We start from the raw sequence: 11,698 nt of genomic DNA, 5'->3' as shown, positions 1-11,698 counted from the left end.
ATGCCACATATAAATATTAAACATTTCCCTTCACTCACTGAAGAACAACATATTGCTTTGGCTAAAAGTATCACAGAAGCTGTCACTAAAGTCGTTGGTTGTGATGAAAGTGTCATCTCAATTGCAGTAGAGCCAGTAGAACCAGATATGTGGAATGAGCAAGTGTACATTCCAGAAATTGTCGGGCGAAAAGATACCTTAATTAAAAAACCTGATTATTAATCAAGTGTTTAAGCTGTCGCAAAAATTAATTGATGGGCATCACCATGCCAGGCATATTGGCAGGGCGTTCAACAAAACCATATTTTTGATAAACACCTGCAACATTTGCAGCAGCCATTAAACCAAAAAAGGCGCCAGGTTCCGCAATGCTTTTTACCTTGTAGACTAAATGTTCTGTGATACGTTGACACAATCCCATTTTTTGATGGGCAGGGTCAACAATCATATCTTGGAGATAAAAATATTGATGGCCATCACCAACAATGCGACCCATAGCAACAGCTTGGCCTTGATGCCAAATACTGGCAAAGAAAATTGAATTAGAAAGCGCTTTGGTTAACGTTGGCTCGCTTAAGCTATCCCAACCAACCGAAGAGCGTAATTGTATGACTGTTTGGCTATCTAAGATAGTTTCTTTTAACAGGTAATCATTCATTGAGTTTTGCCCTTAGCTAAAATATTAGTAATTATTAGAGTGTAAGCTATTGTATTAAATAGTAACGTTACATATATCATTTATAAAATGAAATAATAGCGCAGTTGGATTCAACTTAGAAGCGTATAGTTAGTTCATAGTTAGCGCTTATAAAATTAACTATTAGCCAAGCAACTTTGGCAGTGATTAAGAGAAAAAAATGACAAAAATTTATAATAATATTATCGAGTTAATTGGTAATACACCAATGATTAAATTGAATAAAATTTCTAATCATTTACCTGGAAATATTTACGCCAAATTAGAAATGTATAACCCGATGTCTAGCGTTAAAGATCGTGTTGCATTATCAATGATAGAAAATGCAGAAAGAGATGGGCTCATTGAACCAGGTAAATCGGTAATTATAGAAGCTACCTCTGGTAATACGGGTATTGGCTTAGGTCTCGTTGCGAAGCAAATGGGGTACCGAACCATAGTAGTGCTCGCTGATACGATGAGCATTGAACGCGTTAAAGTGCTCAAAGCTCAGGGCGTTGAAGTAGTTAGAACGCCAGGAACTGAAGGCTTCGCCGCGGTTATAGCAAAAGTAAAAGAATTACTAGAAATAATACCGAATGCTTGGTCTCCAATGCAATTTGATAATATGGCTAATCCTCAAGCTCATTATGAAACGACAGGTATGGAAATTTGGCGAGATATGGAAGGTGATGTAGATATGTTTGTTACCGGGCTGGGAACAGGTGGTACCATTTCTGGCGTAGGGCGATATCTAAAAGAACAAAATCCTCTTATCAAAATTGTCGCTGTAGAGCCTGAAAATTGTGCTTTATTATCAGGTGGCGAACCTGGCCTTCATAAAATTCAAGGGTTAAATGCTGGCTTTATTGCTAAAACGACTGACGTTTCGTTAATTGATGAAGCCATTATTATTCAAGACCAAGATGCGTTTACCATGTCACGTTTTTTACTTCGTGAAGAAGGCGTTTTTGGTGGAATTTCAACAGGCGCATCACTTTACGGTGCCATTGAGCTAGCCAAGCGACCTGAAAATGAAGGTAAAAATATTATTACCTTGTTTCCATCTGGCGGAGAACGTTATTTAAGTACGCCTTTGTGGGATGTTGACGAACTTTAATAACGTACATTAAACATAACTCGAGAGTAAAGCGTTATATAATGGTTGACTCTGTTAGTAAGTATTTAAAGGAGATAGTAATGTTGGAAGTCCTAGCAATAGACCACATCGTATTAAGAACAACCAAACTGAAGGAAATGATAGATTTCTATACAAACGTATTAAGCTGTACCATTGAGCGAGAGACACCCGTAGAGACCGGCCTTACTCAACTTCGAGCGGGTAGCGCACTTATCGATTTAGTTGTCGTTAATAGCCGGCTTGGCGCTGTTGGTGGCGGTCCGCCAAGCAAAACAGAAAGAAATGTCGATCATTTTTGCTTACAAATTAGGTCAGTTCCAGAACAAGATATTATTAATTTCCTTCAAAAAAGTGGGATAGACGTGGGTGAATTTGAAAGTCGGTATGGGGCACAAGGAGAAGGAAATTCAATTTATATACAAGACCCTGAAGGTAATAGTGTGGAATTGAGATGCCGAACTTAAATAGGTGAAACACCGTCTATATGTCAGTGACGATTTTTTAGAGTGTAGAACATTTCTATAAAATTAAATGTCTCACCATACGCTTCATTGCGGGTCGAGTATATCTCCCTTTTTAATGGTGGCGAAAATTTTCTACTACCGCATTATCATGACAAGTAACCCGTCGGCTCATCAATGGTATAAAGTGATCGTTAATAATTCAAAAGTGACTTGCAGCAATGGTGGTTATGCCCTCAAGGGCACTCTTGGCAGAGAGGAGTTCATAATGTTTGTAATATAACCATAGAATCCCCTTATTGCTCGCAGAAAAAAGTTTCTAATGAATATAACTTAGGAGTAAAAAATCCTGAGTTAGTAAGTAAGTGGCATATTAAAAAAATAACATCAGTGTGTTTGATGTTACACATGGTTCACGGAAAAAATATTGGTGGAAGCCCTATAAGAATCACGAATGGCAAGCTATTCCGTTTAGTAGGTCTGTTGGTGAAATTGGATGTCCCCAATGTTATAAACGTAAACGTAAACGTAAATGTAAATGTAAGCGTAAATGTAAGCGTGATGGAGACGTAACCTAAAACTAATCTCTATAGATATTATGATATTAACCCAACCTAGGATGGTTTCTATAAGAGATATAATGAAGGTTAGATCTAATCAAAAAGCAGTAAGTCAAGCTATAGACTATAGACTATAGAGTTGTTGCTAACATCCAGAGTGGCAAAGCTAATCAGAGTTAAGTATAAATCAGGCCCGCTGAGACTGTATTATAAAAAATGCTAAGTGTTTTGAAACATTTCGTACTGTTTTTTTAATTATTCCATTTTAAGATAACCCATTAAACGGTCATAGAATCGTTGATTTTTATTCAATACCGTTAGTTATTCCACACTAACAGGCATTCCCGAATAATCCCACGCATTAACAACTGCCTTAGCAAAGCCCCTGATTTTGCATTTAAGACAGTTAAACCACCACTTATGACGCTTTAATAGTCCTTAATTCATCCAAGTTAAACGCTAAGTCATTTCGCAATGCAAAATCCAAAAACACCTAGTATTAGAAGCTGCCGAATGAGTAGTCAACATGGCGCCGTTACAAAAAGGTAACAGACTTCTTGGTTACACTTGATTACAATGCGCCGCATATTTCGGATGGTAAACATTAACGAAAGTTAATAAGCGAAAAATCACCGTCCATAAAGTCTTAAACAATTCAAACGATTGTGCTTTAACTGCGATAGTAGCAAGCGCTTCATACGGCAATATTTAATATTAGCTGTTAGATGTGGTTGTAAAATAAGGGGATCTTAATTCAATGATTAAACATACACATAGTATTACGGGTCCAGCATTTAAGCGCCTATTAAGAGCAAATCATATTCAAACATCAGTTTTTGCATTTCAAACTAAAATTGAACTTACCAAGATTCAACAAAATTTAGAGTCAAAAAAAACAGTACCTAAGGTTTACATCGATAAGCTGGAAGAAATTTTTAATGTTACTAAGTAAAAAATCACAAAGAGACACTGTTAGGTATCAATATTTTAAACTTTCGTGGTCGCATGACGATAGGTTAAATAAAGTTGGATTAAGCCAGTGTTATTACAAGTAATGCATAAAAAGTGGACTAAATTAGGAATCGATAACTGGTTTGTTGAAATTCATCATTTTAGTTCTCGTCAGTATACAAATAATCCATTGACATTAAGTGCTTTTGTTGAACATTGTGACGGGGTAGAATTCCATGAGCAAAATGAAAGAACAATCCACAGAGCTTTAAAGGTCGCTTGTTGTGTGACGAACGGTCTTGAACCTATTGTTGCAATTAAGATTGCTTGGAAGGATTACCCTTTAATCAATAAATATTAATAGTCTCTATAACAGATACTATTAATAAGCTGACTATGTTTAATTATTCACAAGAGTTAAAGTCTATGTTTGGCTAACAAAATGATGAGTAAAACATTTATTCATCCTGTCTCAACATTCCTGTATAATCCCACGCATTAAACAACTACCTAAGCGCTAATTCCTAGTAATATTGAATTTGCGATAAAGGCAGTTAAACCACCATTTATGACGCTGCTCTTCATTAGTAAAAGCACCAGTTACACGATAAGAGTAAGTTGAGACACATATGACCGTAGAACAATTCGACCCGCAAACACCAAAGAAAAGCAGTAACTCTGCCGAAAGCCAAACAACGACGTTAGACATTCCCTCTAAAATGATTGAAGCACAACATCAAGAAGTTGTTAAATCGCATCTAGAGTCAAATCGCGCTCCCAAGGTAGGCTTCGTAAGTCTCGGCTGTCCAAAAAATTTAGTTGATTCTGAGCGTATTCTTACCCAGCTGCGCACCGAAGGTTACGATGTAACTAATAGCTATGATGATGCTGAATTAGTGATTGTAAATACTTGTGGTTTTATTGATTCGGCAGTGCAAGAATCTTTAGATACTATCGGTGAAGCATTAGCCGCCAATGGTAAAGTGTTGGTTACTGGTTGTTTAGGTGTTAAGAAAGACGAAATAATTGAACTTCACCCTAATGTATTAGGGGTTACTGGGCCTCATGCATACGATGAAGTTTTAAGCCAAGTGCATAAGCATGTTGCTAAACCCCAACATAATCCTTTTATTGATTTAGTACCACCACAAGGCGTTAAGCTAACGCCTAAGCATTATGCTTATTTAAAAATATCTGAAGGCTGTAATCACCGTTGTACTTTCTGCATTATCCCATCAATGCGTGGTGATTTAGACTCACGTCCAGTGGGTGATGTATTAGGTGAAGCACAACGTTTAGTAAAAGCTGGGGTGAAAGAGTTATTGGTAATCTCTCAAGATACTTCTGCTTACGGTGTTGATGTTAAGCACAAAACAGATTTTTGGGATGGCATGCCGGTTAAAACACATATGCAGCAGTTATGTGAAGAATTAGCGAAGCAGGGCGTTTGGATCCGTCTTCATTATGTTTACCCGTATCCGCATGTTGATAAAATAATTCCTCTTATGGCGGAAGGTAAAATATTACCGTATTTAGATATTCCTTTTCAGCATGCCAATAAACGTATTTTAAAATTAATGAAACGTCCTGGTAGCTCAGACCGTGTATTAGAGCGCATTGCTAAATGGCGTGAAATTTGTCCAGAATTAGTGATTCGTTCTACGTTTATTGTTGGTTTCCCTGGTGAAACTGAAGCAGAGTTTGAAGAGTTATTAGAATTTTTAGAAGAAGCGCAATTAGACCGTGTGGGTTGTTTTAAATACTCACCAGTTGAAGGCGCTACCGCTAATGCGTTACCTGACCATGTTTCAGATGAAGTAATGGAAGAACGCTTACAACGTTTTATGGCAGTACAAGCGAAAATCAGTGCGGATAAATTACAAGCGCGTATTGGTCAAGAATACCTTATTCTTGTTGATGAAATTAATGGGCTAGGTATTGTTGGGCGTTCTTACATGGATGCACCAGAAGTTGATGGCAAAGTGTATTTGTCAGACGATTTTGATGCTGAGCCTGGCGATCTGATTTGGGTGCAAATTATTCATGCCGATGAACATGATGTTTGGGGCGTTCGCGTAGAGGATTAATAGTTTTAAGTTAGGCTTAACGATTCAGATTAAGCCTAACTATTATTACCCGCTTTTGCTTGTTGAAATACTCTATAGCCTGATTTGGTATTGATACAAACCTTCATTTAAATAATTTACTGATGTTGTAGTGGTATAGTTACTTTAAATCACTAACAGAACATAAATTTAGATATCAATGCATTGATAAGGCTACTATATGAAAGTTATAGCGTTTATTAGAGAAAAAAGAAGAAATTTACAACACCAAAATGATCAGTTTATCGCCAAATTAGAGCCTAAATTTAAGAACTTATCAGATTTATTCAATAACAAAATTACCATGCCTTTTAGAAATACGCTGAATAACCCTTGGTTCTCTCAATTTAGCCCTGTTGATGCAGAAGAAAGCAAACCAGAGGAGGTATTGAAACAAATACCAGAAGCAGAAAAAACCTATAAGAGCCTGCTTGAAAAAATAGACACGGTAACCTTTGTTGGCGAATGGCACTCGGTAGAGCAAGAGTGTATTGATCAATTTGCAGAAGTCACCGGTGATAAACAGTGGATTCATACCGACCCTATTCGTGCAGCGAAAGAGTCGCCCTTTAAAGCAACAATAGCTCACGGTTTTTTAACTTTATCCTTAATTCCCAAATTAACTAATTCTGTTGATTTGGATAATAATCCATATCCAGAAGCCAAGATGGTTATTAACTTTGGTTTGAATCAGGTACGCTTTCCTTATCCGGTTAAAGCGGGTACGCGAGTTAGGGCCAGTATTAAATTAGTCAACTTAGTTCCTATGAAGCGTAGTATCGAAGTTGTTAATGAAGTAAGTATTGAAGTTGAAAACAGTAAGCGTTTAGCTTGTGTGGCTGAAACCGTATTACGTTTATATTTTTAGTACGTCTTTTATGAATAAAAGCTTAAAGTTTTAAATCTAACCTGTTAATTTATATGCCAAGCCAGATGTCAAAATTTGGCTGGAAATAATTCATACCATTGAACGTGATGTTTTTGTGAGTAGAGTAGAAGATTAATATTGCTTTTACTTTGTTTTACTTTGCTTGGTTTAAGTTAACCTTAATGATGGATTAGTGAATATAAAAAAGCCCAGCTTAATTAAAGTTGGGCTTTTTTGTGTCTGAAACAATATAGCAAAATTAACCGTTAACAGCGTCTTTTAATGCTTTGCCCGCTTTAAAAGCTGGTACTTTTGCTGCAGATATTTGAATTTCTGCGCCGGTTTGAGGATTACGACCAGTGCGCGCAGCACGATCATTTACTTTGTAAGTACCAAAACCCACTAATGCTACATCACCACCACTAGCTAGTTCAGTTGTTACAGAGGCAATTAAACTATCTAACGCACGACCAGCAGACGCTTTTGTAAGGTCTGCGCCTTCAGCGATTTTTGCTATCAATTCACTTTTGTTCATTATTATTCTTCCTTAATTATTGTTATCACAGACATACTAAGAAATATTAGTGGATTGAGCAATATAAATAATACCCTAGAGCAGAGAGAATCAGTATTATTTTTACATTGTAGTATTTATCGAGGTCAAAAGTACGCTGGTTAGTTGACTTGAGCAGTCGATAGCAGACGTTCACAACATCGATTTTGAGACTAATTTCATGATAACAAGTGAAAATACAATTATAGAATGAGAACAATATTTATGAGTGCTGCAAGCTCATTGCTGCTGTTGACAATTAATCTTGAAGCGGTAATTTCTACCATAAAGTTAGCATGAACTGTTTTATGACCGAGTGACTTATCGTTCAATTTGGTCTGCACTCCCCAGGTTATCGGTTTATTCAGCTAAACATAAAAGGTCTCTCTATTGTTCACTTTGGTGGGTGAGTTCAAATACAGAATGCGCTTATAAATTTAATCGAGTTTACGATTGGATGATTATTTTTTCTATGACAAAAATCATCAAGAAGGACAACATACAGTGGTAACAGAAGTACATGGTAATCTTTTGGGCCTGCGCGTAGTAAGATGAATAGAAGATGAATGTCGCGTGTATTATTTTATCTCAGAGCATCAGTTAACCGATTAATACTATGCCATTATTGTCTTGGTATTTACCTAAACTGACTATCGCAGGATATTGCTAAAGGTTAAACGGAAGGTGGTGCTTTTATCATGGGAGGAATTTATGGGTAAAGAGCATTGATACTTTTTATATCAGCTCTGTTTTTAACAACAACGCACTAATTATTAAAAACAGAAGGAAAAAGCAGTGTTGTTGTCGATAACGAGGTGTTTGTTGGCAAAAAACAAAATAAAAGCTAAACAAGGGCAATTTACTTAATTCAACCGTCGACTATTTACCGTTTTACGGTATACTGCCGCGCTCAAACCAAGTATTTAATTAGCGGAGTTATATTATGCACGATCTGTATTACAAAGGGCGTATCCACACTAGAAAAAACCATGTAACAACAGGTTATAATACTAAGCGTTCCGCTAAGCTAGGCACTGAAAAATATCCATTAACGCTATCAGTTACCAGCGATGAAAGAAAAGTAGAAGTAGAAAAGTTAGTTGCTGATAATGAACTATTTGCTGACATTACAGTAGATAGTGCTATCGATGAAAATATCATTGAACTTACCGCGATCCTAAACAAGATAACCACTACAACGTTCGACAAAACGCCGAACCGTAATGATCCTTGTTCATGCAACAGTGGCAAAAAATATAAAAAGTGTTGCGGCTAATAACATCCCCGTTATCCGACACTTCTTTAAACCAAGGCTAATCAATATCTTTTGAGTGGCCTTGGTGATGACAATCAATACCTTCTCACACTTTCACCTTTTCTGTATGATAGCTAATTGATCTAGTTCATCCATAGCTATGCTATATCCTATCTGTTTAACTGTCTCTAGGATATTTTGAACATCGTCGTTATATCTTGCAATGTTACCGCAAGCATCGCTTGTTCTTTTGCGGTCGCCGTTATTTGTGTTGAACCTGTGGTCGATTCCATTGACTTATGTTCAATATTAACCACATTTTTAGCAACATCTAGGGTAACCATTGCTTGCTCTTCTACAGCAACGGCAACCTGTTCGGTCATAGCAAAAATATTACTGACGGAATGGGTGATATCCCCTAACGTTTTCTCAACATTTTTTGAGTTTTCTACAGCTTTATCTGCCATCTTTTTACTGTTTTCTATGACACTAAATGCTGAGTTAGCATCTGACTGAAGGGCTGAAATAAAGCTTTCAATCTCACTGGTCGATTGTTGAGTTCTTTGAGCTAAGGTTCTCACTTCATCAGCAACAACCGCAAATCCACGACCTTGTTCACCAGCTCTTGCCGCTTCAATAGCTGCATTTAAGGCAAGTAAATTTGTTTGCTCAGCCACTGATTTAATAACATCAACCACCTTAGTGATATTGTTACTACTCTCATGCAAACTTGTTATCCTTTGTGCTAAATTATTTATTTCTGCCGCAAGGCTTTCAATTGAATGGTAAGACTCTTGTACAACCCCCGTGCCTTTTTGTGCTTGCTCATCAGCTTCTTTTGCTGAATCAGCGGCTAATTGAGTATTGCCAGCAACTTCCTTCACTGTAGCTGATAACTCCTCTATTGCTGCGGCAATAAGGGTAATTTCGTCTTGCTGTTCAACTAAAGAGCGTGAGTTATGTTCACACGTTTGAGAGGTTTCTTCTGCTGCTGTTGCCAGCGCTATACTTGAAGTTGAAATTTCGTCCATAGCACCCGAAAATTTTTCAAGTGTTAAATTTAACGCAGTAGAAATTTGGCCTAACTCGCTATTGCCGGTAAATTTTGCTCTGACTGTTAGGTTATTTTCATTACTGACTTGTGACATTACAGACGTCAGATCTGACACTTGGCTGTGTAGTTCTTTAATAATATAAAAACTAATAACTCCAACTAATAACAGAATAACCAGTGAAGATATGACGAGATACAGTAATGTATTAAATGCTTTTTCTTGAGTTTCTTTGGTCAGTGTTAATAATGATTGACTTAAGTTATCTTCAATATTTTTTAATACGCCAATTCTATTGGTTGATTGCTCAAACCAATAAGTAGCATCGACATTAAAACTGCCAGAGGTAGCATTATCTATCGCTATTTTTCGTAATTTTGTCACTTCTTTGATTGATGGATCATTTTGTTTTTGTGTGAAGTAACTTTTATTTTCATCATTTGCGATAGCATTAAAACTATAAAAATAGGTGTTTTGCTCTGAAAGTAATCGAATGAACTTTTGATACATGCCAGGATTAAATTTATCAGATGCAAAGGTACCCGTTAATACTGCTCTCTCAATACCGGCTCTTTCTTTACCTTGAAGAAAGTTATAATAGGCAACCGCCTCTTTAGTTATTTCTGCATTAGTAGAGATTTTAGCAAGGATAGTTGAAACACTTAACAATAATTCGTTGGTTGTAGTGTAGAAGGCGAGTGCATCAGATAAAGGGATGGAAAAGGTATCAACATTACTTCTAATTTGAGTTAGCATATTTATGCGCTGATTAATCTTTTCATTTAATTGTTGAATTTGCTTATTATTAAATTGATTTTTATGCCAATAAGTTGATTTTTTATCCATTTTGCTCGCTGTTTTATTTCTTTGTCTTGGTAATTCATCGGAAAATTTATCCCCTTTTGAACCAAGGTAACCCGCGGTCATTCCTCGCTCTTTTTGTAACTCATGCACGAGTTCACTATAAACTGATGACAGTTTAGCGTACTTGCCAAGCCTTTCCATTTCATTGTTGGTAGAGATGGAAGACATAATGGCATTTATTCCAATGCCTAAAAAACCCAATAGAGGGAAAAGTAATAAAACAAATATTTTCTTATTAAAAGAGATGTCGATAAGTCGCATTGGGTTCTTCCATGAAATAATTAAGTTATTTATGAAGGTGAATTTTACTGAATAAAAATATGAATACAATGAAATTCGCAAAATTCGCAACAAACATCAAAGTCGTTTGATCTGGATCGTTTCTAATCAATTAAATAATGCAAAGTTATTTGAAATTTACAGCGCTTCTTATATGTTATCGGATAATTCGGGCGCTAAATTAACAACGATGGGTTCTAAATGTCAGCGAAAAAGTCAGTGAAAAGCTATTTAACACCTAAAGAGGTTGCAGAATTGCTTATGGTTTCTACCGCTGCTGTTCGTTTGTGGGCAGAAAGTGGTCACTTAAAAGCAAGAGTCACTGCTGGTGGGCATCGTCGTTTTAAACTTGATGATATAAAAACATTCGCTGCCAATAAAAATATTCAACTGAATACAAAAACGAGTGATAATCCTAAAATATTGATTGTTGATGATGATATTGATTTTGCTGAATACCTCAAGACTCTTCTAAAAATAGAAATAAGCAACGTTGACGTTGAAATAAGTTTAGATGGGTTTGATGCGGCGAATAAGTTATATGATTTTACACCGAGTATTATGTTGTTAGATCTTAAAATGCCGGGGCTAGATGGCTTTCAAATATGTCAACGTGTAAAGAATAACCCCCTTCAAAATCATATTCGCGTGATTGCTATTTCTGGAGATGTCACCTCAAGCAAGATTGATAAAATTCAAGCAGTTGGTGCCGAGACGTGTTTGAAGAAACCGATAGATGTTTCCGTTTTAATAAAACAGTTGGCTTTGAATTGACTTGATTTAATTGCCTACCTGCAGAGGTAGCATAGTTTCAATAATGATGTTCAGTTTCTACATTAATATAGTTTAGTTTTAAAGGAGCTATTTTATGTTTAGCTTTCTTGGGGAGGCTTTAAGTCAGAGAAATAATCATTTTAAGAGGAGTTGTCAATA

General features: G+C 36.4%; 13 protein-coding genes and 1 pseudogene. 10 read left to right on the top strand and 4 right to left on the bottom strand.

Going from position 1 to position 11,698, the window contains the following annotated elements:
• Complete coding sequence (gene pptA / locus CXF71_RS05775) at positions 1-222, top strand: tautomerase PptA (protein ID WP_101232018.1); 222 nt, start codon at positions 1-3, stop codon at positions 220-222.
• A 25-nt stretch (positions 223-247) separates the two neighbouring features.
• Here the strand turns inward: pptA and CXF71_RS05770 are convergent, their stop codons facing one another.
• Positions 248-658: a GNAT family N-acetyltransferase gene (locus CXF71_RS05770; protein WP_101232017.1), complete on the bottom strand. Its 411-nt coding sequence runs from the start codon at positions 656-658 to the stop codon at positions 248-250.
• Between the two features lie 199 nt (positions 659-857).
• Between CXF71_RS05770 and cysK the strand changes: the two genes are divergently transcribed.
• Complete coding sequence (gene cysK, locus CXF71_RS05765; protein ID WP_101232016.1) at positions 858-1,796, top strand: cysteine synthase A; 939 nt, start codon at positions 858-860, stop codon at positions 1,794-1,796.
• An 80-nt stretch (positions 1,797-1,876) separates the two neighbouring features.
• The gene (locus tag CXF71_RS05760) at positions 1,877-2,281 is read left to right on the top strand and encodes a VOC family protein (RefSeq protein ID WP_101232015.1); all 405 of its coding nucleotides are present in this window, start codon (positions 1,877-1,879) and stop codon (positions 2,279-2,281) included.
• A 26-nt stretch (positions 2,282-2,307) separates the two neighbouring features.
• Here CXF71_RS05760 and CXF71_RS21935 read toward each other — a convergent pair.
• A pseudogene (locus tag CXF71_RS21935) lies at positions 2,308-2,453 on the bottom strand (IS3 family transposase); the annotation flags it as partial.
• Positions 2,454-2,670: 217 nt separating this feature from the next.
• Here CXF71_RS21935 and CXF71_RS21930 point away from each other — a divergent pair.
• The 5 genes from CXF71_RS21930 (at position 2,671) to CXF71_RS05735 (ending at position 6,762) form a co-directional block, all read left to right on the top strand.
• Positions 2,671-2,856 (top strand): zinc-ribbon domain-containing protein, encoded by a 186-nt coding sequence (locus tag CXF71_RS21930; RefSeq protein ID WP_157826699.1) that lies wholly within the window; start codon positions 2,671-2,673, stop codon positions 2,854-2,856.
• 739 nt (positions 2,857-3,595) lie between these two features.
• Positions 3,596-3,790: a hypothetical protein gene (locus CXF71_RS05750; protein ID WP_101232013.1), complete on the top strand. Its 195-nt coding sequence runs from the start codon at positions 3,596-3,598 to the stop codon at positions 3,788-3,790.
• A gap of 87 nt (positions 3,791-3,877) precedes the next feature.
• Positions 3,878-4,150 (top strand): hypothetical protein, encoded by a 273-nt coding sequence (locus tag CXF71_RS05745; protein ID WP_101232012.1) that lies wholly within the window; start codon positions 3,878-3,880, stop codon positions 4,148-4,150.
• A gap of 268 nt (positions 4,151-4,418) precedes the next feature.
• On the top strand, positions 4,419-5,876 hold the full coding sequence (rimO, locus tag CXF71_RS05740) for a 30S ribosomal protein S12 methylthiotransferase RimO (protein ID WP_101232011.1): 1,458 nt from the start codon (positions 4,419-4,421) through the stop codon (positions 5,874-5,876).
• 199 nt (positions 5,877-6,075) lie between these two features.
• A complete protein-coding gene (locus CXF71_RS05735) occupies positions 6,076-6,762 on the top strand; it encodes a MaoC family dehydratase (RefSeq protein WP_101232010.1) in 687 nt (228 codons plus the stop codon).
• 259 nt (positions 6,763-7,021) lie between these two features.
• Here CXF71_RS05735 and CXF71_RS05730 read toward each other — a convergent pair whose 3' ends face one another.
• Positions 7,022-7,297 carry an HU family DNA-binding protein gene (locus CXF71_RS05730; RefSeq protein WP_101232009.1) on the bottom strand — a complete coding sequence of 92 codons (276 nt, stop codon included), beginning with the start codon at positions 7,295-7,297 and terminating at the stop codon, positions 7,022-7,024.
• A 961-nt stretch (positions 7,298-8,258) separates the two neighbouring features.
• On the opposite strand from CXF71_RS05730, the gene CXF71_RS05725 reads away from it, so the two are divergent.
• The gene (locus tag CXF71_RS05725; RefSeq protein ID WP_101232008.1) at positions 8,259-8,591 is read left to right on the top strand and encodes a PBPRA1643 family SWIM/SEC-C metal-binding motif protein; all 333 of its coding nucleotides are present in this window, start codon (positions 8,259-8,261) and stop codon (positions 8,589-8,591) included.
• A 167-nt stretch (positions 8,592-8,758) separates the two neighbouring features.
• On the opposite strand, the gene CXF71_RS05720 is transcribed toward CXF71_RS05725, so the two are convergent.
• Positions 8,759-10,747, bottom strand: a complete 1,989-nt coding sequence (locus CXF71_RS05720) for a methyl-accepting chemotaxis protein (protein WP_101232007.1) — start codon at positions 10,745-10,747, stop codon at positions 8,759-8,761.
• Between the two features lie 219 nt (positions 10,748-10,966).
• Here CXF71_RS05720 and CXF71_RS05715 point away from each other — a divergent pair, with 219 nt between their 5' ends.
• A complete protein-coding gene (locus CXF71_RS05715) occupies positions 10,967-11,539 on the top strand; it encodes a response regulator (protein ID WP_101232006.1) in 573 nt (190 codons plus the stop codon).
• The last annotated feature ends 159 nt before the right edge of the window (positions 11,540-11,698 follow it).

The sequence above is a fragment of the Colwellia sp. 12G3 genome (assembly GCF_002836775.1).
In the GTDB taxonomy this organism is placed as follows: domain Bacteria; phylum Pseudomonadota; class Gammaproteobacteria; order Enterobacterales; family Alteromonadaceae; genus Colwellia.
This window is presented reverse-complemented; position numbering and strand designations above follow the sequence as displayed.

Bases quoted from the DNA above. Each gene is read 5' to 3' on its own strand.
- CXF71_RS05750 (WP_101232013.1), top strand. From the start codon at position 3,596: ATGATTAAACATACACATAGTATTACGGGTCCAGCATTTAAGCGCCTA.
- CXF71_RS05715 (WP_101232006.1), top strand. From the start codon at position 10,967: ATGTCAGCGAAAAAGTCAGTGAAAAGCTATTTAACACCTAAAGAGGTT.
- CXF71_RS05770 (WP_101232017.1), bottom strand. From the start codon at position 658: ATGAATGATTACCTGTTAAAAGAAACTATCTTAGATAGCCAAACAGTC.
- cysK (WP_101232016.1), top strand. From the start codon at position 858: ATGACAAAAATTTATAATAATATTATCGAGTTAATTGGTAATACACCA.
- CXF71_RS05760 (WP_101232015.1), top strand. From the start codon at position 1,877: ATGTTGGAAGTCCTAGCAATAGACCACATCGTATTAAGAACAACCAAA.
- CXF71_RS05730 (WP_101232009.1), bottom strand. From the start codon at position 7,297: ATGAACAAAAGTGAATTGATAGCAAAAATCGCTGAAGGCGCAGACCTT.
- pptA (WP_101232018.1), top strand. From the start codon at position 1: ATGCCACATATAAATATTAAACATTTCCCTTCACTCACTGAAGAACAA.
- CXF71_RS05720 (WP_101232007.1), bottom strand. From the start codon at position 10,747: ATGCGACTTATCGACATCTCTTTTAATAAGAAAATATTTGTTTTATTA.
- CXF71_RS05725 (WP_101232008.1), top strand. From the start codon at position 8,259: ATGCACGATCTGTATTACAAAGGGCGTATCCACACTAGAAAAAACCAT.
- CXF71_RS05735 (WP_101232010.1), top strand. From the start codon at position 6,076: ATGAAAGTTATAGCGTTTATTAGAGAAAAAAGAAGAAATTTACAACAC.
- rimO (WP_101232011.1), top strand. From the start codon at position 4,419: ATGACCGTAGAACAATTCGACCCGCAAACACCAAAGAAAAGCAGTAAC.